Genomic DNA, 20872 nt, shown 5'->3' with positions numbered 1-20872 from the left:
TCCATAAGTTCAAGATAATATTTTTTTTAGAACTAAACAAATATTTATTTATGAGTTTTAAGCAAATAAATATTTTTTAGGTAAATTTATTTTAGTGCTTTGATATTTTATCAAAATCAGACAAAATGATAAATTCAATGAAAAACGAAAAAACTGTTGGGATTACTGGAGCCTCCGGCGCACTAGGGAAAGAACTAACGAAGTTGTTTCGTCAGAAAGGATATAAAGTAATTGGATTTACTCATAGTAAAACTGATTCTGAAGTAAATCTTGAATCCCCTAATAAATGGATTAAATGGGAATGCGGGAAAGAATCGGCACTAAAAAAGCATTTAAAGAAGATAGATATTTTAATTTTGAACCACGGCATTTATAATTTAAGTCGAGAAAACAGCAATTATGAAAATTCAATAGAAATAAATGCATTAAGCAATTTCAAATTTTTAAATTTGTTTGAAGATATTGCCCGAAAAAATGAGTCATTAATAAAAAAAGAGATTTGGATAAACACATCTGAAGCAGAAATATTGCCAGCGCTTAATCCTTCATATGAGATAAGTAAATCCCTTATTGGTCAATTAGTTTCATTCAAAAAAAATCTTCTGGACAAAGATACTAAGAAAAAATTAATTATTAAGAAAATCATCTTAGGGCCTTTTAAGTCAGAACTAAATCCTATCGGGATTATGAGTGCCAAATTTGTGTCTAAAAAAATTTATGACTTAGCTAATTCAAAAATTTATTTAATAATAATTAGTCCAAACCCTTTAACCTACATACTGTTCCCACTAAAAGAATTTTTTAATTTTTTGTATTGCCAAATTATCTATAAATACAAATCATAGTGCCTAGAAATCTCTATCTGTCAATATTTCAATTCCATCTTTTAAAACAACTATTGTATGCTCCCATTGCGCAGATAATTTTCCATCTTTTGTTATGACTGTCCATTTATCATTTAATGTTTTACAAAATTTAGTCCCTTCATTAACAATAGGTTCCACAGCTAATGTCATTCCTTCACGAAGTATGACGTTGGGCAATTCTTTAGTCCGAAAATTAAATACCGATGGTTCTTCATGAAGATTTCTGCCAACTCCATGGCCTGTGTAATCTTCAACAACACTAAAGCCATTTTTTACAACAACATCTTCGATTTCCCCAGCCACATCGAGAAGTGTATTCCCTGCCTTAATTTTTGAAAGGCCAGCATACAATGCTTTATAAGCTACATCACTAAGATTTTGGACCTTTGAACTTACTTCTCCTACACAAATTGATATGCAACTATCCCCATGGAAGCCATCTAAATATGCTCCTGTATCAATTTTAACTAAGTCACCATTTTTAATTATTTTATTTTTATTTGGTATCCCATGGACAACCTCATTATTGATACTAGAACAAATACTAGAAGGGAAACCATGATAGCCCTTAAAACTTGGCACAGCACCAAAACTTTTTATCCTCTTCTCTGCAAAATCATCTAAATCTTTAGTGCTCATTCCAGGTTTAATTAAGTCATTAATTTCCCTCAAAACTGTTGCGACTATCCTGCTAGATTTTTTCATCAAATTTATTTCACGTGCAGACTTTATTTCAATTCCTCTTCTCCTCTGTATAAAAGGAACTTGATTATTGGTTTTGGAATTATTTTTATTTAATAAAAGATCTGCAAAATGTTTCATTGGAATAAATAATAGTAATAGGTAAATATCATCAAAATAGCCATTACGGTCTTGGCTATCTTAAATCTATCAATAACAATGGGAAACAGGAATGAAATTTTCATCTAATTCTAGGCAATTTCATAAAGCTTTGGCGCCTTGGGTTTTTCTTCCACTATTTATATCTTCCAGTACCGGGGTTATTTATAGGGTTTCAAAAGATTTATTAGGTTACTCTAGAGAACAAGTTCATTGGTTAATGTCGCTACATGAAGGTGAATGGCTTGGAGATAATGGAGAATTAATATATGTATTATTGAATTCCCTTGGATTGTTATGGATGCTAATCACAGGATTCCAAATGTTTTCAAAAACAGTTTCATTTACCAAAAAGGTTACTAAAGGCGAGTCAAAAGGTTAAGATATAGAACTTGTAGGATAAAAAAGACCAAAATGGCCAAAGAGAAACAGGAAAATGAATTAGAAACCATTATTAAAACTGACGGATCAGTTGATGTCGCAGTTGAACAAAAAGAAAAAAACTTGGTTTCTGAAACTACAAAAACTATAAGCGTTTCCAACCTTATCGAGGAATTTGAGAATGAACAATTAAAAAAAGAATTACCTGAAATTTATGTTGGAGACACTGTTAAAGTTGGAGTTAGAATTACAGAGGGTAATAAAGAAAGAGTTCAACCTTATGAAGGTGTTGTAATAGCTAAAAGACATGGAGGTATTCATCAGACAATTACAGTTAGAAGAATTTTCCAAGGTATAGGTGTTGAAAGAGTATTTATGCTACATAGTCCACAAGTTGCCTCTCTAAAAGTTGAACGTAGAGGTAAAGTAAGAAGAGCTAAGTTATTCTATCTAAGAGATAGAGTAGGAAAAGCTACTCGCGTAAAACAACGCTTTGATCGTTAAAGTTGTAAATTTACAACCTTATTGGTCACAAAGGCGCTTATAATTATTTAAATGCGCCGTTAGTTCAGTTGGTAGAACGCAGGTCTCCAAAACCTGATGTCGGGGGTTCAAGTCCTCCACGGCGCGTTTGATCAACATTATGTAAATCATTTTTTCAAGAAATGGAGTTAGATCTTCAACCTGGGGACGTAGTTAAAGTCCTAGAATCAGCAGCCTTGGGATGGGTTCGTGCAAGAGTCATCAGAGTTAAATCTGGTGGGAGAGTTGTCGTACAAAGTGACCAAGGTAGAGAATTTACAGCCAGAGGAAATCAAGTTAGGTTAATAGAACCTGCTGGTTTTAGACCTCAAAAATAAATAGGTATATATATTTTGGTTGTTCTAAAACTTACTTTTTCTTTAAATCCCCAAATAAATAAATTTTTTATTACAACAACATTATTTAAATACTATAATCTGATAGTTTTAAGAATAGCGTTCTAATAAATTTTAGGACTAAAACTCTGGGACCGTAGTTCAACTGGTTAGAGCACCGCCCTGTCACGGCGGAAGTTGCGGGTTCGAATCCCGTCGGTCCCGTTTTTTCTAAAAAAAATTTGGAAATACGTTTAAGATTAGCGCCGAGTCCAACAGGTTTATTTCATATTGGAACAGCTCGAACAGCGTTATTCAACTGGTTGTATGCACAAAAAATAGGTGGAAAATTCCTCATAAGAATTGAAGATACAGATTTTCTTCGATCTAAATCTGAATACACAAAAAATATATTAGATGGCTTGAAATGGCTTGGACTTCAATGGAATGAAGAACCTGTAAAGCAAAGTGACAGAATTTCGATTCACAAAAAATACATCAAAAAGCTATTAGAATGTGGAGCTGCATATAGATGCTTCACTACAGAAGATGAGATTTCTGAATTAAGAGAGGAACAAAAAAAGAAAGGATTACCTCCAAAGCATGATAATAGGCATAGAAATCTTTCTAAAGAAGAAATAGAAACATTCATATCCCAAGGAAGGACTTCCGTAATAAGGTTTAAGATTGATGAGGAAATACAAATTAAATGGATAGATCAGATAAGAGGCGAAATTAAATGGCAAGGTAAGGACTTAGGTGGTGATTTGGTTTTATCAAGAAGGGCTATGGGGTATGAGATTGGAGATCCTTTGTATAATCTTGCAGTTGTAGTTGATGATAATTTCATGAATATCACTCATGTCGTAAGGGGTGAAGACCATATCTCTAATACGGCAAAACAAATCTTGATTTATGAAGCTTTAGATTTCAAACTACCAACTTTTTCACACACACCGCTAATACTAAATAACGAAGGGAAGAAATTATCCAAGAGAGATTGCGTTACTTCAATCGACGAATTTAGAGATATGGGATATTTACCGGAGGCCTTATCGAACTATATGGCCTTTCTAGGTTGGTCGCCAAAATCTGCCACGAGTGAAATACTTTCACTTGATGAGATATCTAAAATTTTTGAATTATCAGATATAAATAAAGCTGGAGCTAAATTCAGTTGGGAAAAACTCAATTGGATTAATTCTCAATACATAAAAAATATGGAAACAGTAAAATTGAGTGAGACCATAGGAAAATACTGGGATAATATGGGTTGGGATCCACCATCTCAAGAATGGGCTATTAAATTAGCAATTTTGATTAAAGACTCGATGACTCTTTTAAAAGACGCCATTGATCAATCAAAACCATTTTTCTTATTACCCCCAATTCAAAAAGAAGGTAAAGATTTTCTTGAAAGCAATGATGGCAAAACATCTCTAAAACTAATTTTAAATTATTTAATTGAGCAAAATACTGGAAAAGTAGATAAAGATAAAGCCAAAGAAATAATAAACGAAATCTCAAAAATGCATAATGTTAAAAAAGGTATTTTAATGAAATCATTAAGAGTAGCCTTTTTTGGTTCTCTCAGTGGGCCAGATTTAATTCAAAGTTGGGAACTTTTCTCTGAGAGTAAAAGTGATATATCAAGAATTGAAAGATGTCTTAAATCAATCTAATTTTTTTTTTGGCCTAATTCAAGCCGATTTACCAAAGGTTTAGCTGTAAGGCCTTGGATTCCTACCGTCATTAATATAGTAAGAAACACTAAACCTTGAAGACGTCCAGCTCCAAGGATGCCAGCCTGTTCTAATCTGATAGAAAAAAGAGAGGCTACAGCTGCAGTAACAATACCTCTTGGGGCTAACCAGGCTAAAAATACTTTTTCTTTTAAGTCTAATTCTCTTCCCATTGTTGCTATCCAGATAGAGATAGGACGAACAATGACCATCAACATAAAAACGCAAATAACCCCTCCCCAACCTAGCGGACTTAATTCACTCCAAGAAACATCAGCTGCCAAAAGAGGGAAAAGAACTGTAATTGCTAATTGAGCTAATTCACCTATTAAATTATCCAATCTATCCTTATCTATTACTTCTCTTTTGCCCACAATAAAACCTGCTGCGACAGAAGCAGGCAAGCCTGATTCTGGCAAAAAATATTCACAAATTCCATACACAAGGAAAATAAATCCAAGGGTAACTTGAAGCTCTATGCCAAATGAGGCTTCATTTTTTATTTTTTTTAAAATTTCTGATAGTAACCATCCCGCAGTTAATCCGATTAGAACTCCTCCCCCTAATCTTTGCATTAATGCAATAAATACATCGTTAATCCCACGTAGGTCCCCTAAAGTTAGTTCTAAAAGTAATAGTGCTAATACTGCACCAATTGGTTCAAGTAACAACCCCTCAGCTTTTAAAACTTCTGAAAGAGGGGAAGCTAATTTTATTTGTTCAACTAATGGAGAAACCACTGTGGGGCCAGTAGCTAGAACTATTGCACTATATATTCCTGCGACTTGCCATGAAAGGCCTGCTAGCCAATGAGCAATAAAAATTCCAGCTGATAATGAAATAAAAAGTCTTACCAATGAGATTTTTAAAACAGTATTTCTTATATTCCCCTCAGGCAATTTTAAATTTAATCCCCCTTCAAATAAAACCAAACAGACTAAAAGCCCTACAATAGTTTCTAGCCCTTGTCCGAGATCTAAAGGCTCAACCAGTCCTAAACCTGATCTTCCGATGAATAATCCAGAAAGCAACAAAATAACAACACTTGGGAATCCTGTAAAAGAAGAAAATAATCGAGCACAAGCACCTGCGAATACAGTTATTCCCCAAAGTAATCCAAGCCTTTCAGGCGTCATATAAACTTAATAAATAATAAAAATATTAATTATTTTGATTAAATCAATAATCTTATCGCAAGTCCATTAAATACAATACTTTTTAATTTAAGTAATCAGCTAAACAAAACTAAATTTCATTAAATCTCTTAAGATTTCTTTTAAATATATGATTTCTATTAAGAAAGTTGGCTTATTAAAGCAATAATAATAAAAATTATTCCTATACCAACAGTTGCCATTCTTCCATTCCATATTTCAGCTTGAGGAGTAAAACCTCTTTTCCACAAATTAAGTTCATTTTTATCAACGAAGTTTTTTTTCTCTTTAATCTCGATTTTAGATTGTTTGTTCATTGGAGTTAGAAAGGAGGATTTTCTTCATAAAGGGTATTTGCTTGTTCAATTGATAGTCTTCCTGAGACACCTAATTTAAGGGAACTTAAATGATCCTTAAATTTGATCCTGAACAACGCCGCTGCACCGATCATCGCCGCATTATCTGTACAAAGATTAAGAGGAGCTAAGTGAACTTTAATAGATTTTTTATTAGCTTCACTAATCATCATTTTTCTTAATGTATTATTAGCAGCCACTCCCCCAACTACAACAACATTATCCAAGCTATGATCTTCAGCACATCTTATAGTTCTCTCAACCAAGACCTCTGCAACTACTCTTTCAAAACTTGCAGCGATATCAGGAACTGGTACAGTCTTCCCATCTAAATTTATTTTCTCAACTAATCTTAATACAGCAGTTTTTAGACCACTAAAAGAGAAATCATATTTAAGAAATCCACCCTTTTTATCGGAAATTCTACATTTTGGTAAATTGAATTTCATAGGATCTCCATTTTTAGCAATCTTTTCAATTGCCGGTCCTCCGGGATAACTAAGACCTAATAATCTTCCAACTTTATCAAAGGCTTCTCCAGCGGCATCATCAAAACTTTTGCCAAGTCTTTGCATTCCCCTTCTATCATCAACCTTTATCAATTCAGTATGTCCACCGCTAACGAGTAATGTAAGAAAAGATTTCTTTGGATAGTTTTCTGAGAATAAAATTGAAGATAAATGCCCCTCCAAATGATGAATTCCCAAAAATGGCTTTGAATGTAACATGCAAAGTGACCTTGCAGTTATAGAGCCAACTCGTAAACACCCAACTAATCCAGGAGCTACAGTTGATGCAATATAATCTACTTCCTCAATTTTGATTTTTGATTCTGTTAAAGCCTTTTCTAAAACAAAAGGTAATAACTCTAGATGCTTTCTAGCTGCAAGTTCAGGAACAACTCCTCCCCATTTTGAATGATCTTCAATTTGAGATGCAATGATATTTGAATGAATTTTAAAAGTATTGCCAATATTAGAAACTATTGAGACAGATGTCTCATCACAACTTGTTTCAATAGCTAAAACTTTACGCATATTTGATTCAACTTGTTCTATTTTAATATTAATTTCTTAATTAACACACTATAAGGAATTAAAGATTGCAACTTATGAAATTCTTTTTTTCAATCATAACCTCAGTTTTTCTGTTTCTAGGAATTACTCCAATTGCTCTTGCGGCTAATGGCCCAGCCTTAAACGCTGACAGAGCAAGCACAGAATATACTGCATCAGCACTCAATAAATGCTCTGAAAACCCTAAGTTCATTGAGAGAGCAAGTTCTGCTACTACTCAAAAAGACATAGCAAGATTTGAAAGGTATGGCAAAGCATCTTGCGGCGATGATGGCTTACCTCATTTAATTTTGGGAGCCCCATTAGAACCATGGGGAGCACTTTTAAACAGAGGGCATGAAGGAGACCTTCTTATTCCAGGCACAATATTTATTTATATTGCTGGCATAATTGGTTGGTCAGGTAGAGAGTATCTAATTGAATCTAAAAAGACTAAAAATCCTGCTGACATGGAAATCTTTATAGACTTCGCGCTAGCCCAGAAATGTCTTATCAAAGGAGCCCAGTGGCCATTACTTGCAAATAAGCAAGGAAGAAGTGGAGAACTTAGAGAATCAGATAAAAACATCACTCTAAATGGTCCACGCTAAACCTTAACTTACATATTTATCTTAAAAAAATGTTCAAACTATTTAGTACAAAATACATGAGATCAGCTCCTGTTGTAGCAGCGGCTTGGATTACTATGACTGCAGGAATCATCATTGAATTTAATAGATTTTTCCCAGACTTATTATTCCATCCAATGAGCTGATTAAAGAGAGAATAGTCAAGTTTGTATTAACTTGATTATTCTCTTAGCTGTTTCATCAACATTGTGATTTGTTAATTCAAAATCAAATTGATTTGATGCAGAAATCTCATAACTAGCCCTTAAGAGTCTTTTTTTAATTGCCTCTTCTTTTTCTGTACCCCTATTTCTTATTCTTCTCTCTAACTCTGCTTTATCCGGAGGGAGTAAAAATATTGAAAGGGACTCAGGAAACTTTTCCTTTATTTGCTTTGCACCTTCCACCTCAATTTCAAGTAAAACGGTAAATCCCTTTGTGATTTTCTCATTGACAGAAGATAAAGGAGTTCCATAATAGTTCCCAGCAAATTGAGCCCATTCAAGAAAAAGGTTTTTTTCAATCATTTCTTTGAACTTTTCTTGCTTCAAAAAGTAATAATTTTCTCCCTCCTGCTCTCCCTCTCTGGGTTCCCTTGTAGTTGCAGATATTGAAAGCCAAATATTTTTATCTTTACCTAATATTTCTTTAATAACAGTTCCTTTGCCTACCCCGCTAGGTCCGGTAAGGATAATGAGTTTTTTTTGATTTTTCATATAAAAAAGTTTTACAGTAAAATGGACTTCTTGTGAATTAAAAAGAAATAATGCAAAAAGGTGTGCCGCAGATAATGGATATTACATCGATTAGATCTGTCTTGCATTATTTAACAAAGAACATTTTACCTACAAAGTTTGAAACTGCCCAACAACCAGAGCCTAATACTATTCAATTATGTTTCAGAGGAGTTGATTCTCAAACTTGGTTAGAAGTTTCATGGAATGGTGACTCTCCCAGAATACTAAAGATAAATAAGCCAGAAAAGATTGGAAGAGAAAGCACACTTTCTAAACAAATAAGATATGGATTAAAATATATGGCTTTAATTTCGATTAATCAAGATAATTTCGAAAGAGTTATAAAATTTGGTTTTGCAAAAAAACCTGGAGATGAAATCAGCAGATATTTAATTTTTGAGTTAATGGGAAAACATAGTAATATTTTTTATTTGGATAATAAACATAAAATAATCGCAGTTGGTAAGCAAATTAATTCAAGTAAATCTAGTTTTAGAACAATTTTAACAGGATCAATTTATTCTGACCCTCCAGTCAATCTCAAAAAACAACCTAGAGAAGATGAGTCTTTTCAATCATGGAAAGAATCAATTTCAACAGTGCCTGAGTCTTTGAAATACTGTTTAATAAATACCTACCAAGGAGTAAGTCCTAGCCTCACAAAACAATTAGAGGTAGTTAGTAAAACTAGCTATTCGGAAATAATGGAAAAAAACATTGATTTCATTAGCGATGCGAACTTAAAGGAGATATTTATAAGTTGGAAGATATGGATAAATAGGTTTAAAAATAATAACTTTAATTTTTCCATATTTAACAAATTTTTTTATTGCGTTTGGTTTTCAGATAAAGAAATTAAATGCGTAAATAAAATAGATTTATGCACCGGTTTAGAAAATTATTATGATTATCATTTAAAACAAAAAAAACTTGAATTCTTAGAAAAAAAAATTGAAGGGATGATTTTCAAACAAACTAATAATGAGAAAAAGAATTTAAATGTTCAATATGATCTTCTATCAAAGTCAGAAAACTACAAAGTCTATAAAGAAAAAGCTGATAAGATATTCTCAACAAATCCGCTCAAAAAACAAGATATTATTAGAGGACAAAAACTATATAAAAAATCAAAAAAACTGAAAAGATCTAGAGAATTGATAAAAGAAAGACTAAATATTTACAAAACCAATCTGGATAGATTAGATGAATTCAATACACTTCTAGAAAATATAAATTCTTTAAATCATGAAGACCTGATTGTAAAAATTAAACTATTAGAAGAAATTATGGAGGAAATTTGTAACGAGTTTAATATTCATCTAAAGAGACAAAGAGAAGATAAGAAAAGTTCATCTGAGATACAATCTTCACCAATTCAAGTTGATACTCCTTCCGGATTGAAGCTTCAGGTAGGGAGAAATATGAGGCAAAATGATTTAATAAGCTTTAAGTTTTCAAAAAAGGGCGATCTATGGTTTCATGCACAGGAATCACCAGGAAGTCATGTGGTGTTAAAGTCTTCATCTCAAGCAGCATCTGAACAAGATCTTCAAATTGCTGCAGATTTAGCAGCGTTATTTAGTAAGGCAAAACGAAACATTAAAGTTCCAATTAATTTAGTAAAGATTAAAGATTTGCAAAAAATAAAAAAAGGAGGACCTGGATGCGTTTCCTTTAAAAATGTAGAAATTATTTGGGGAAATCCTACAAGAGGAGAAGATTACATTAAAAAGAATCTTAAAACAGTAAATTAGTTTATAATAAAAAAAATTTTAAAATCTAAATGTTTGATTTTCTTTTGGGTACTCATGAATTTTTAGGAAATCATAGTTTTCCAGAATTTATTGTTGGATATCTATTTGGCGCTGCATTAATAATTGGAGCCCCTACTGTTTTCTTATTACTTGCCTTCGTAAGTGCTCTAATGAAAACAAATGGGAAAATGGGTGGCTATAGAGAATATGAAACTTATGGCGAATCATCTTTAAATGATGCCCCTCCTTTCTTATTGCCAGATCCAACCAATCCTAAATTAAGCAAATAATTAAATTTTTCAAAAAATAAAATTGGACTTTGGCAAGATTAATTTTAAACCTTTTTCTTAAAAAATCTTTATCAAACAATAATGAAAGGTACAGGTCAGAGTGAAAATAAATTTTTAGATACGATGACTTTTAGTGATCACTTAGAGGAACTTCGTCAAAGAATACTAAACTCAATTTACTCAATACTTATTTCAATATTCTTAAGTTTTCTAATAATAAAGCCATTAATATCTTTTTTAGAAATTCCAGCTGGTGATATTCATTTATTACAACTTGCTCCAGGAGAGTTTTTATTTGTCGCTATTAAAGTTGCAGGTTACAGCGGATTAATAGTTTCTATGCCTTATATTTTTTATCAAATAATATTGTTCATTTCCCCTGGATTAACAAAACAAGAAAAAAGCCTTATCTTGCCCGCAGTTTTTGGTTCAGGTCTTCTGTTTTTTTTAGGATTAATTTTTTCATGGTGGATATTAGTTCCTGCAGCCATAAATTTCTTTATTACTTTCGGTGCTGACATTGTTGAACCAACATGGTCAATAGAGAGATATTTTGATTTCGTTCTTTTATTAATGTCTAGCACTGCATTAGCTTTTCAATTACCAGTATTACAATTTATTCTTGGTTCTCTTGGAATAATTACTACAGAGAAAATGATTTCAAATTGGAAAATAGTTGTAATCTCCTCTGCAATCTTATCTGCAATTATCACACCTTCAACAGACCCATTGACAATGTCATTGCTATCTATATCAATTGTGTTTTTATTTTTTGTCGGTACTGGATTAACTTACTTATCAGAAAATCTCAAGTCAAAAACTCTTTCATCTTCTCATTAACATTTAATTGCAAGCTGACAGCTCTACCTAACCTTGGCCTAGCATTGACTTTCTTTAGCCATTCCCTTACTTCCTCTGAGTATCCACCTCTATTTAAAATCTCGATTTTATCAGCTATCGATTTTTTATATTCAACTTCACTTAAAGGAAATGATTCCTGTCCAAGGAATCCCCACATCATTTGAAAATAGACAAATTTTCCTCTTCTAAAGAGTCTAAAGTCATATTTTTTTCCCCAGCGATGAACCAAATAATGAATAACTTCATCTACGAGTAATGGGTTCATTTAAATCAATTAATTAAGACTTCCTAAACTTTTACTTTAAATTATTAAAAGTCCTATCTATTTGCAACAGAAATTGAGCAATTTGATTCATAATAACTAATAAATAACAGAACCAAGTAGCGAATGACTCAATTAAGTTCCAATGATGTTCCTTCAATGGGTCGAAGGCAATTTATGAATCTTCTTACATTTGGTACTGCAACTGGTGTAGCTTTAGGAGCCTTGTACCCAGTAGCAAATTATTTCATGCCTTTAAGAGCAGGAGGAGGCGGTGGTGGAACTTCTGCTAAAGACGAATTAGGGAATCCAGTAACTAAAACAGGTTGGTTGGCTACCCATCAAGCAGGAGACAGAAGCCTAGTTCAGGGTCTCAAAGGAGATCCCACTTATTTAATAGTTAATGAGGGCGGGGAAATAGGAGAATTTGGTTTAAATGCAATTTGTACTCATTTAGGTTGCGTTGTCCCATGGGATAGTGGCGCCAATAAATTCATATGTCCTTGTCATGGTAGTCAGTACGATACAAATGGGAAGGTAGTCAGAGGTCCTGCTCCTTTATCTTTAGCACTGGCTCATGTAGATATTGAAGATGATGCCGTACTTGTCAAACAATGGTCAGAAACTGACTTTAGAACTAATGAAAATCCTTGGTGGGCATAAAAAATGAAAGATCTTAAAAATCAAATCATGAGAAAAACAACTTTATTCATCTTCAGTCTGCTATTCATTTCGAGCATTCTATTTTATCCTAAGACCACTTTTGCTTATCCATTTTGGGCTCAGCAAAACTACGAATCCCCAAGAGAAGCTACAGGAAAGATAGTCTGTGCAAATTGTCATTTAGCCCAAATGCCTACTATTGCAGAGGTTCCGCAATCTGTTGGTGCTGATAGTGTTTTTAAAGCTGTTGTCAAAATACCTTACAAAAATGACTTGAAAGAGATCGGAGCTGATGGTTCTGAAGTTCCATTACAAGTTGGAGCTGTTGTAATGCTGCCTGATGGCTTTAAACTTGCTCCACAAGAAAGGTGGACCGAAGAAATCAAAGAGGAAACGGAAGGGGTTTATTTTACTAATTACAGTGAAGAGAAAGATAATATCATCATCGTTGGTCCTTTGCCTGGCGATACCAATAAAGAAATAGTTTTTCCTGTACTTTCCCCTGATCCATCCACTAATAAAGAATATCACTATGGGAAATACTCGTTACATATCGGAGGCAATAGAGGTAGAGGTCAAGTATACCCAACTGGAGACAAAAGCAATAATGTAGTTTTCACCTCTTCCACCTCAGGAACTATTAATTCAATAGATACAATTGAAGATGGTAGCTATAAGGTCAATATAGAAAACGAGAATGGTGAAATAACTACTGAAGCAGTCCCTGTTGGTCCTCAACTTATCGTAAAAGCACAAGACAAAATCAATGCAGGTGATCCACTTACTAATGATCCCAATGTTGGCGGCTTTGGGCAATTAGATGCTGAAGTTGTACTACAAAGCCCTTACAGAGTAATTGGATTAATTGCATTCTTTATTGGTGTAGGTTTAACACAAATACTTTTAGTATTAAAGAAAAAACAAGTAGAAAAAGTGCAGGCAGCAGAGGGTATTTAACTTTCTTTCTCAATGCTTATATTTCAAGCTTTTATACAATCTCCAGGTGAAACATTTTTAAATTTAGGATTTCTTACAATTCGATGGTATGGATTTCTGATTTCAGTTTCAGTTATAATAGGCCTATTTGTCTCTAAAAAACTTGCAAAGGCAAGGAATATTAACCCACTGTACATTAGTGAAATACTTCCATCATTAATAATCTTTTCAATAATTGGAGCTAGAGCTTATTACGTAATTTTTGAGTGGAGGCAATATAGCGGAGAGAACTTATTTACTTCTTTAGAACTATTCAATAACACCATTCAAATACCTTCTTTTCTGGCAGTTTGGGAAGGAGGCATAGCAATCCATGGAGGTCTAATTGGAGGATTATTATCTATTATCTATTTTTGTAAGTCGAAAAACATTCATTTAAAAACTTTCATAGATATATTAATACCCTCGATTATTCTTGGACAATCTATAGGAAGGTGGGGGAATTTTTTCAATAATGAAGCCTTTGGGGTGCCTACAAATTTGCCTTGGAAATTATTTATACCTATCCAAAATAGGCCTTTAGAATTTATTAATTACGAATTCTTTCATCCTACTTTTCTCTATGAGTCACTGTGGAATTTTTTAATATTCATCCTTCTTATTTTTGTCTTTAATAAACAGAATAAAACAGATTTTTTTAGGCCTGGCTTTATTAGCTGTCTTTATTTAATAAGTTATAGCTTTGGGAGATTCTGGATTGAGGGTTTAAGAACTGACCCACTATGTATTGGTGGGCTTCCGCCTTTCTGTAGTGGAGGTATAAGAATGGCTCAATTTATAAGTATTTTTCTATTTTCTTCTGGATTAATTGGAATATTTTTTTTAAGATTAAGAACATATAGTTGTAAAAACAGAAAGAATGGATAAAAAAATATCCTTTATTGGAGTTGGTCCTGGCGATCCCGATTTATTAACACTAAAAGCTTTAAAAAAGATAAAAATTGCAGATGTCATTATTTGGACTGATTCTCTAATTCCTGAAAAGATTTTAGATTTTTCTAAAGAAGGTTCTGAAAATATAAAAACGAGTTCGCTCAACTTAGAGCAAATCACCTCAATTATGATAAAAAAATTTCAGGAAGGGAAAACTGTTATAAGATTGCATGATGGAGACCCTTGTCTTTTTGGCGCGATTAGAGAACAAATAGAAATTTTAAAAAAAGAAAAAATTGAAATCGAAGTTATTCCAGGTGTAAGTGCTTTTCAAGTCGCAGCAGCATATCATGAGGCTGAGTTAACTATCCCTGACGTAACGCAAACAATAATTTTAACAAGAGCAGGAGGAAGAACTGGGATGCCCGAGAAAGAATCTCTGAAAGATCTTGCGAAACACAATTCCTCTTTATGCCTTTATCTAAGTGCTAGGCATGTAAAAAGGTCTCAAGAAACTTTACTAGAGTTTTATCCCTCAGAGACTAAAGTTATTGTTGGATACAGAGTATCTTGGGATGATGGTTGGACATCATTAATAGAATTAAAAGATATGGAAGATTTTTCTATTGAAAAAAAATTAATTAGAACAACTATTTATATAATTAGCCCAGCAATTAATAATTCTCAAAAGAGGTCTAATCTATACAATCCATCATATAGACATCTCTTTAGAAATAAATAATCGTAAAGTTGATAGAAAAATATTAATCACTATAATTAGTAAAAATTTGTTTGCTTTGAAAGAAATAAAATCTAATTCAGAAGACAATACCAAAAAAGAACAATTCTCTTTAAAAAGAATTGGAAATTTTATTAAAGAGGCAAGGTTAAGTAGAGATCAATCTGTTGAAGAACTGGCTTCTGATTTAAAAATTGGATCTCATCAACTTAAAGCCATTGAAGAAGGTAATGAAGAAAAGCTACCTGAAAAAGTATTTGTCAAAGCAATGGTTCGTAGAATTTCACAGAAACTGAACCTTGATACAGAATTTATAATGAATGAATTCAAGACCGAGAGGCAAGAGATAAAAATACAAGAAATAGTAGAAGAAGTGGCTAAAAAAACTAATAAAACCAGACAATCTAAGGGTCTAAGTCCTGTAGGGTTCTTGATATCTATTTTAATTTCAGGCTTTCTCGGACTAGTCGCCTCATCCTTAATTTTCAATTTATTTTCAGAGTCTTTTCAGAATCAAACTCCAAAACAAGAAGTTATTAAAAAAAACTAAATAACTTTTAAATCCAAATTCTTTAGTTCTTTTATTACATTACGGCATAATCCTAAGTTCCATTTTTCAAGTAGAAGATCATGGTTTCTATTTAAAGGTAAAAGTTCAAATGTAAGAATATTTTCCTGCAATTTTATTTGAACTGAAGAAATTACATTATCAGGTCTTTGATCAAGAGATGCTGCTAGTCTTAATATTAATGACATTTCAAGAACTAATGTTTTATCTTCTTTGGATATTAAATTTTGCCAAGACTCATGTCTTTTCTTGGGTAGAGTCTTTCTATGGTATCTAGCTATCGAAGCAATAATATTTGTTTCTGCTTCAGAATATCCCAACAACTCACAATTTTTTATTAAGTACCAAGAGTGTTTGTGATATGAACCAACATTTACGTATTTCCCGCAATTATAAAGATTAGAAGCTGCCCAAAGAAGTTCTTTAGCTTTAGAGTCATTATTGTTATGAAAGATATTTTTAGTCTGATCATAGATTTGAAAAGCAATATCGATAACTTTCTCAGCCCTTGTATTATCTACTCCAAACTTTCTGGCCTGATGAACTATAGTTGTTTTTCTAATATTGCTTTGTATATTGAACTCGTTTTTTATTATCCCTTTACGAAGCATCCAATCAACAACTAAACCCTCTCTAAGCGCCCTCTCACTTATAGCTAATTCATTAAAGTTCAACATACCCATTGCGGTATTTAATATCAATGCGCCTGGAATAATTATTTCTGCTCTTCTCTCACTTAATGAAGGTATTTTCTTAATTTCCGAAACTGGCATTTTAATTAATTTTTCCAATACATTCTGTAAATTTTCCCTTTTAAATTTATAACCATGCAACTTTTGTTTAGATTCTCCTAAATCATCTGAAATCAAATTTCCTAATGAAGTGGCAGTGCCACTTGTTGCAATCATAGATAAAGGCTTATCTCCCTTAGATCTACTCTTTATTTTTCGAACGGATGGTTCTAAAGAACCTTGAATAAAAGTTGTTAGAAACTTTGATCTTTCTACATTTATAGGCTCTTTATTTAAAAAATCATTCTTAAGTCTTACCGCACCAACTCTCGAGCTGGTAAGAGCTATTGCATCTTTTTTATCTGCAAGTATTAATTCTGTAGATCCTCCACCAATATCTATGATTACATAAGATTGGTCTTCAAAAGCCATACCAGAAAGAACACCAAGGTAAATTAATCTGGCTTCCTCAGAACCACTTATCAATTCTATTTGAATCTCAGTCTCATCAAGAACTCTTCTAATAAAATCTTGACCGTTTGGAGCTTCCCTAACTGCACTTGTTGCTGCTGTTACTATTTGTTTTACTCCATTACTTTTACAATATTCCTTAAATCGCTTAAGAGTAACTAATGCTCTTTGGATTGATTCTTCAGTAAGATTACCCTCTTCATTTCTTTCTCCAAGACGAGTGGTTGATTTATCAGTGAATTTTATTGAAAATGATTTTAATTCTAGATTAATTTCTGCTACCAAGAGATGTGTAGAGTTAGTTCCAATATCGATAGAAGCTACTAAAATTTGCTTTTCTTGAAAATATCTTAAATCTTGTTTCTGTATCATTTCTGTTTATAAGATGCAGATATCTTGAATCCATTAATAAATATACTCAAGATTGATTATTAAATAATAGGAATCACTTAATCCTAGTAAGATTATTTAAAGTTATGAAATATACAATAGGTTATATGCAAAATAAAAATCGAGAAATTAAATTAAGTACTTTTTTTGAATTATTAAGATGGAATAAGCCGACTGGGAGAATGATCTTACTTATTCCTGCTGGATGGAGTTTATATTTAACACCAGATGCTAATCCAACATTATTAATGTTGTTAAGAATAATCCTAGGAGGACTACTAGTAAGTGGATTAGGCTGCGTGGTTAATGATATTTGGGATAAAAAAATTGATCAAAGAGTTTTTAGGACAAAAAATAGACCTCTAGCTGCAAATAAAATCGGTCTTAAAGCGGCTTATTTAATTCTTTTCTTTTTAATTTTATGTAGTTTCTTTTTAACTTTGTCACTACCTCAACCTGGAAGGCTCCTTTCCATTTCACTTGCTTTTTTAGCTTTACCTATTATTTTAATTTATCCTTCTGCCAAAAGATGGTTTAAATATCCTCAATTAATTTTATCCATATGCTGGGGTTTTGCTGTCTTAATTCCCTGGGCAGCAAATGAAGGCAATTTGAATAGTATTGTTTTATTGTTTTGCTGGCTAGCTACTATTTTTTGGACTTTTGGCTTTGACACGATTTATGCTTTAGCAGATAAAAAATATGATATCAAAATTGGAATAAATAGTTCCGCTGTTAACCTCCAGAACAATACAAGAATAACTATTCAAATTTGTTATTTTTTAACTTCTAGTTTTCTCGCATTATGCGGATTTATTAATCAAATGGATTTTATTTTTTGGCCAATTTGGCTTACAACGTCAATCTTAATGCAGAGAGATATACTAAAGGTATTTCCTGAGGAAAAGCAATCAATAAAAAATATTGGGAATCACTTCAAAAATCAATCAATTTATGGAGGAGTCCTTTTATTAGGAATCATTATTGCCTCATAAATTCTAAATATGGTTTTTAGATTAAAAAAAGGTGATCTAATCGATATTGTAGCTCCAGGCTCCTTTATTGATGAAGAAGAAAATTTTCAAAAAGGCATAGAAATCATAAAAAACTGGGGCTTAGAAATTAATGAGAATAATTCTCTATCAAAAAAATTTGGTTATTTTGCAGGTGATGATCTAACTAGATTTGAAGAACTGGAAAAAGCACAAAATAGTAATCTAATCATTTTTGCAAAAGGAGGATGGGGTTCAGCAAGACTATTAGAAAAAGAACCTTCTTGGCAGCATGGTTTAATGCTTGGATTCTCAGATACATGTTCTTTATTACTATCTAAATATTCTCAAGGATTTCTTGGTTCTATTCATGGGCCCATGGTTACAAGCCTTTTCAGGGAGCCAGAGTGGAGTCTTGAGAGATTAAGAAATTTACTTTTTGAGGGATATGTTGAGGACATTAGAGGAATTCCTTTAAGAGGTGGAAAAGCGAAAGGAGATATTATAGTTTCTAACTTAACTATTGCTACTTTTTTAATTGGTACTAATCACTTCCCAGATTTCAGAGGGAAAATAATAATTTTTGAAGATATTAATGAAGATATTTATAAAATTGATCGCATGTTGACTTACCTCAAGATGACTAAAACACTTACTGAAATTGCGGGTATTGGATTCGGGAGTTTTTCTAATAATTCCTTCGACCTTGAATGGAAAGATTTACTAAAAAACTGCATTATGGAAAGACTCCAAGAGTTTGATTTTCCTATTCTTTTTGACCTCCCCATAGGCCACATATCAGGGAATGCATGCATCCCTTTAGGGTATGAAGCAACCTTAAATGGCGATAACGGCATTCTTAGTATCAATAAACCTTTTTAACTAGGAGTTGAGTTCTTCACAAAAAGTTTTGCTATTTTCAAATCTATAGGGGACGTAATTTTTATATTTGAATAAGTTCCTTCAATGATTTTTACTTTCCAATTAAGCATTTCGAATAGTGAGGCATCATCTGTGACTTTCCAGTTTTTATCAATTGCCATAGTATGAGCTTTTTTTAATCTATCTACTAAAAATCCCTGAGGAGTTTGCGCTGCCCATAAGTAATTTCTATCTGGTGTTTCTTTAATAAAACCTTCATTATCAACAATCTTTATTGTGTCAGTTACCTTAGTAGCCAAAATAACAGCTTCATTTTGATCTAATTGGTTTGCGCATTGGTCTATCAATTCAGGATTAATTAGACATCGAGCACCATCATGAATTAAAACTTTTTCAGCATCTTTGGGCAGTGCCTTTAAACCATTAAAAACTGACTCTTGTCGGGTATCTCCACCATTAATCCAATGAACTTTATGGGCAAAGTTCTTTGCTGAATTTAATAATAATTCTTTATCTTTTGGTTGCCCTATTATTCCAACCCAGTTTGTTGAGCTTGCAGAAAATACAGATTTAAGTGTCCAATAAATCAAAGACTCTCCCTCTAAATCAATAAGTAATTTATTTTTCCCAGCTTTCATTCTGCTACCACTGCCTGCAGCTGGTATTAAAAAGTGCACGATAAAAGGTCTTAATATTTTCTAGACAATTATAAATAAAAACAATATCTTTACACAAATTGTACTACGATTGAAAATTATAAAATTTCACAATGTCCAATACAGCTTTATTATCTGGCAAAGTTGCTTTAATCACTGGAGCTAGCAGAGGAATTGGTAAAGAAATTGCTTTAGAATTAAGCCGCTTGGGAGCAGAAGTTTTTATTAATTACTCTTCATCCGATGAAAAAGCTGAAGAAGTCATAAATTCAATAAAAAATTCGGGAGGTAAAGCTCATAAATTAAAATTTGATGTTTCAAAAGAGGATTCTGTCAGTTCAGCTTTTGAAGAAATCATAAAAATTAATGGCTCCATTGATATCCTCATTAACAATGCTGGTATTACTAGAGATGGACTATTGATGAGAATGAAGTCGGAACAATGGGATGACGTATTAAATACAAACTTAAAAGGAGTTTTTCTTTGTACAAAATATGCTTCAAAATTTATGATGAAAAAAAGAAGTGGTAGTATCGTAAATATTTCATCTGTTGTTGGAATAATTGGTAATCCCGGTCAAGCAAATTATTCTGCAGCCAAAGCTGGAGTTATTGGATTCACAAAAACTTGCGCCAAAGAATTTGCTTCAAGAGGTATAAACGTAAATGCAATAGCTCCAGGTTTCATAGAAACAGAGATGACTGAAAAACTTAATACTGAAGAGATTCTTAAAGTTATTCCTTTAGGGAAATTAGGAAGTTGTACTCAAATTGCAAACTTAGTTTCATTCTTAGTTTCAAGTAATGCAGGAAGTTACATTACAGGACAAACAATTAGTATTGACGGAGGTATGAGTATTTAATTATGTACTTTCGTAAGGCTGGCCCAATTCATCTCTTAACCTTCTAATTTTTTGTAATAATTTTAGTCTTCGACTTCTAGCAGTTAATGTCAAGAAAAATCTTAGAGGAAAGTATATTAGTGTCATAGCAATCGCGAGGATCGCAGTAAGTGTAAAAATAAGATTATTTGTTTCATCCATACCTTAAAGATACTCTTATTTGAATTAATTTGTATGTCTCATTAAAAGAAATTCGGCTTTCCCCACTTAATTAAATATCCCTTA

At 32.5% G+C, this 20872-nt stretch carries 27 protein-coding genes and 2 tRNA genes; 20 read left to right on the top strand and 9 right to left on the bottom strand.

Annotated elements, in window-relative coordinates; all coding sequences use genetic code 11:
* Window positions 1–125: 125 nt before the first annotated feature.
* Window positions 126–845: an SDR family oxidoreductase gene (locus PMT9312_RS02465; RefSeq protein ID WP_011376037.1), complete on the top strand. Its 720-nt coding sequence runs from the start codon at window positions 126–128 to the stop codon at window positions 843–845.
* Window positions 846–848: 3 nt separating this feature from the next.
* On the opposite strand, the gene map is transcribed toward PMT9312_RS02465, so the two are convergent.
* Window positions 849–1688, bottom strand: a complete 840-nt coding sequence (gene map / locus PMT9312_RS02460) for a type I methionyl aminopeptidase (protein WP_011376036.1) — start codon at window positions 1686–1688, stop codon at window positions 849–851.
* A 91-nt stretch (window positions 1689–1779) separates the two neighbouring features.
* Between map and PMT9312_RS02455 the strand changes: the two genes are divergently transcribed.
* The 6 genes from PMT9312_RS02455 (at window position 1780) to gltX (ending at window position 4626) form a co-directional block, all read left to right on the top strand.
* Window positions 1780–2088, top strand: a complete 309-nt coding sequence (locus PMT9312_RS02455; RefSeq protein WP_011376035.1) for a PepSY domain-containing protein — start codon at window positions 1780–1782, stop codon at window positions 2086–2088.
* A gap of 32 nt (window positions 2089–2120) precedes the next feature.
* The gene (rplS, locus tag PMT9312_RS02450) at window positions 2121–2591 is read left to right on the top strand and encodes a 50S ribosomal protein L19 (RefSeq protein WP_011376034.1); all 471 of its coding nucleotides are present in this window, start codon (window positions 2121–2123) and stop codon (window positions 2589–2591) included.
* Window positions 2592–2644: 53 nt separating this feature from the next.
* Window positions 2645–2717, top strand: a tRNA-Trp gene (locus tag PMT9312_RS02445).
* A 35-nt stretch (window positions 2718–2752) separates the two neighbouring features.
* Complete coding sequence (locus PMT9312_RS02440) at window positions 2753–2947, top strand: hypothetical protein (RefSeq protein WP_002807701.1); 195 nt, start codon at window positions 2753–2755, stop codon at window positions 2945–2947.
* A 148-nt stretch (window positions 2948–3095) separates the two neighbouring features.
* Window positions 3096–3169 (top strand) — tRNA-Asp (locus tag PMT9312_RS02435).
* A gap of 17 nt (window positions 3170–3186) precedes the next feature.
* Window positions 3187–4626, top strand: coding sequence for a glutamate--tRNA ligase (gene gltX, locus PMT9312_RS02430; protein ID WP_011376033.1), 1440 nt, complete (start codon window positions 3187–3189; stop codon window positions 4624–4626).
* On the opposite strand, the gene PMT9312_RS02425 is transcribed toward gltX, so the two are convergent.
* The 3 genes from PMT9312_RS02425 to tsaD form a co-directional block, all read right to left on the bottom strand.
* Window positions 4623–5822: a cation:proton antiporter gene (locus tag PMT9312_RS02425; RefSeq protein ID WP_011376032.1), complete on the bottom strand. Its 1200-nt coding sequence runs from the start codon at window positions 5820–5822 to the stop codon at window positions 4623–4625. The two genes, gltX and PMT9312_RS02425, sit on opposite strands and share 4 nt — an antisense overlap.
* Before the next feature lie 158 nt (window positions 5823–5980).
* Window positions 5981–6157: a high light inducible protein gene (locus tag PMT9312_RS02420; RefSeq protein ID WP_011376031.1), complete on the bottom strand. Its 177-nt coding sequence runs from the start codon at window positions 6155–6157 to the stop codon at window positions 5981–5983.
* 5 nt (window positions 6158–6162) lie between these two features.
* Window positions 6163–7233, bottom strand: a complete 1071-nt coding sequence (tsaD, locus tag PMT9312_RS02415) for a tRNA (adenosine(37)-N6)-threonylcarbamoyltransferase complex transferase subunit TsaD (protein WP_011376030.1) — start codon at window positions 7231–7233, stop codon at window positions 6163–6165.
* A gap of 74 nt (window positions 7234–7307) precedes the next feature.
* Here tsaD and PMT9312_RS02410 point away from each other — a divergent pair, with 74 nt between their 5' ends.
* Together PMT9312_RS02410 and psaJ are read left to right on the top strand one after the other, a co-directional pair.
* Window positions 7308–7862 carry a photosystem I PsaF protein (subunit III) gene (locus PMT9312_RS02410; protein ID WP_011376029.1) on the top strand — a complete coding sequence of 185 codons (555 nt, stop codon included), beginning with the start codon at window positions 7308–7310 and terminating at the stop codon, window positions 7860–7862.
* Between the two features lie 29 nt (window positions 7863–7891).
* Entirely contained in the window at window positions 7892–8026 is a 135-nt protein-coding gene (gene psaJ / locus PMT9312_RS02405; protein WP_011376028.1) for a photosystem I reaction center subunit IX, read from the top strand.
* 15 nt (window positions 8027–8041) lie between these two features.
* Here the strand turns inward: psaJ and gmk are convergent, their stop codons facing one another.
* Window positions 8042–8596 carry a guanylate kinase gene (gene gmk, locus PMT9312_RS02400; RefSeq protein ID WP_011376027.1) on the bottom strand — a complete coding sequence of 185 codons (555 nt, stop codon included), beginning with the start codon at window positions 8594–8596 and terminating at the stop codon, window positions 8042–8044.
* Window positions 8597–8670: 74 nt separating this feature from the next.
* Between gmk and PMT9312_RS02395 the strand changes: the two genes are divergently transcribed.
* The 3 genes from PMT9312_RS02395 (at window position 8671) to tatC (ending at window position 11501) form a co-directional block, all read left to right on the top strand.
* A complete protein-coding gene (locus PMT9312_RS02395) occupies window positions 8671–10371 on the top strand; it encodes an NFACT RNA binding domain-containing protein (protein ID WP_011376026.1) in 1701 nt (566 codons plus the stop codon).
* A gap of 29 nt (window positions 10372–10400) precedes the next feature.
* The gene (locus tag PMT9312_RS02390) at window positions 10401–10661 is read left to right on the top strand and encodes a hypothetical protein (protein WP_011376025.1); all 261 of its coding nucleotides are present in this window, start codon (window positions 10401–10403) and stop codon (window positions 10659–10661) included.
* Between the two features lie 81 nt (window positions 10662–10742).
* Window positions 10743–11501: a twin-arginine translocase subunit TatC gene (gene tatC, locus PMT9312_RS02385; RefSeq protein ID WP_036924112.1), complete on the top strand. Its 759-nt coding sequence runs from the start codon at window positions 10743–10745 to the stop codon at window positions 11499–11501.
* Here tatC and PMT9312_RS02380 read toward each other — a convergent pair.
* A complete protein-coding gene (locus PMT9312_RS02380; RefSeq protein WP_011376023.1) occupies window positions 11470–11787 on the bottom strand; it encodes a DUF3067 family protein in 318 nt (105 codons plus the stop codon). The two genes, tatC and PMT9312_RS02380, sit on opposite strands and share 32 nt — an antisense overlap.
* Before the next feature lie 123 nt (window positions 11788–11910).
* Here PMT9312_RS02380 and petC point away from each other — a divergent pair, with 123 nt between their 5' ends.
* Genes petC through PMT9312_RS02355 form a run of 5 tightly spaced genes read left to right on the top strand, consistent with a single transcriptional unit; the run spans window position 11911 to window position 15605 of the window.
* The gene (gene petC / locus PMT9312_RS02375) at window positions 11911–12447 is read left to right on the top strand and encodes a cytochrome b6-f complex iron-sulfur subunit (RefSeq protein ID WP_011376022.1); all 537 of its coding nucleotides are present in this window, start codon (window positions 11911–11913) and stop codon (window positions 12445–12447) included.
* A gap of 27 nt (window positions 12448–12474) precedes the next feature.
* The gene (petA, locus tag PMT9312_RS02370) at window positions 12475–13404 is read left to right on the top strand and encodes a cytochrome f (RefSeq protein ID WP_225866680.1); all 930 of its coding nucleotides are present in this window, start codon (window positions 12475–12477) and stop codon (window positions 13402–13404) included.
* Window positions 13405–13416: 12 nt separating this feature from the next.
* Window positions 13417–14310, top strand: coding sequence for a prolipoprotein diacylglyceryl transferase (gene lgt, locus PMT9312_RS02365; RefSeq protein ID WP_011376020.1), 894 nt, complete (start codon window positions 13417–13419; stop codon window positions 14308–14310).
* Window positions 14303–15058 carry a precorrin-4 C(11)-methyltransferase gene (gene cobM, locus PMT9312_RS02360; protein WP_011376019.1) on the top strand — a complete coding sequence of 252 codons (756 nt, stop codon included), beginning with the start codon at window positions 14303–14305 and terminating at the stop codon, window positions 15056–15058. The genes lgt and cobM overlap by 8 nt, the downstream gene beginning before the upstream one ends.
* A gap of 55 nt (window positions 15059–15113) precedes the next feature.
* Window positions 15114–15605, top strand: coding sequence for a helix-turn-helix domain-containing protein (locus PMT9312_RS02355; protein ID WP_036924124.1), 492 nt, complete (start codon window positions 15114–15116; stop codon window positions 15603–15605).
* On the opposite strand, the gene PMT9312_RS02350 is transcribed toward PMT9312_RS02355, so the two are convergent.
* Window positions 15602–17197: a Ppx/GppA phosphatase family protein gene (locus PMT9312_RS02350; protein WP_011376017.1), complete on the bottom strand. Its 1596-nt coding sequence runs from the start codon at window positions 17195–17197 to the stop codon at window positions 15602–15604. The two genes, PMT9312_RS02355 and PMT9312_RS02350, sit on opposite strands and share 4 nt — an antisense overlap.
* A gap of 104 nt (window positions 17198–17301) precedes the next feature.
* Here PMT9312_RS02350 and PMT9312_RS02345 point away from each other — a divergent pair, with 104 nt between their 5' ends.
* Together PMT9312_RS02345 and PMT9312_RS02340 are read left to right on the top strand one after the other, a co-directional pair.
* Window positions 17302–18210 carry a 4-hydroxybenzoate polyprenyltransferase gene (locus PMT9312_RS02345; RefSeq protein ID WP_011376016.1) on the top strand — a complete coding sequence of 303 codons (909 nt, stop codon included), beginning with the start codon at window positions 17302–17304 and terminating at the stop codon, window positions 18208–18210.
* 9 nt (window positions 18211–18219) lie between these two features.
* Complete coding sequence (locus tag PMT9312_RS02340) at window positions 18220–19089, top strand: LD-carboxypeptidase (protein WP_011376015.1); 870 nt, start codon at window positions 18220–18222, stop codon at window positions 19087–19089.
* Here the strand turns inward: PMT9312_RS02340 and ispD are convergent.
* Window positions 19086–19766, bottom strand: coding sequence for a 2-C-methyl-D-erythritol 4-phosphate cytidylyltransferase (gene ispD, locus PMT9312_RS02335; RefSeq protein WP_011376014.1), 681 nt, complete (start codon window positions 19764–19766; stop codon window positions 19086–19088). The genes PMT9312_RS02340 and ispD overlap by 4 nt on opposite strands.
* 92 nt (window positions 19767–19858) lie before the next feature.
* Between ispD and fabG the strand changes: the two genes are divergently transcribed.
* Window positions 19859–20608 carry a 3-oxoacyl-[acyl-carrier-protein] reductase gene (gene fabG / locus PMT9312_RS02330; protein ID WP_011376013.1) on the top strand — a complete coding sequence of 250 codons (750 nt, stop codon included), beginning with the start codon at window positions 19859–19861 and terminating at the stop codon, window positions 20606–20608.
* On the opposite strand, the gene PMT9312_RS09975 is transcribed toward fabG, so the two are convergent.
* Window positions 20609–20788, bottom strand: coding sequence for a hypothetical protein (locus PMT9312_RS09975; RefSeq protein WP_011376012.1), 180 nt, complete (start codon window positions 20786–20788; stop codon window positions 20609–20611). It lies immediately after the preceding gene.
* Window positions 20789–20872 lie beyond the last annotated feature (84 nt).

Origin of the sequence: Prochlorococcus marinus str. MIT 9312, from assembly GCF_000012645.1 — a bacterium.
GTDB classification, from domain to species: Bacteria; Cyanobacteriota; Cyanobacteriia; order PCC-6307; family Cyanobiaceae; genus Prochlorococcus_A; species Prochlorococcus_A marinus_L.
This window is presented reverse-complemented; position numbering and strand designations above follow the sequence as displayed.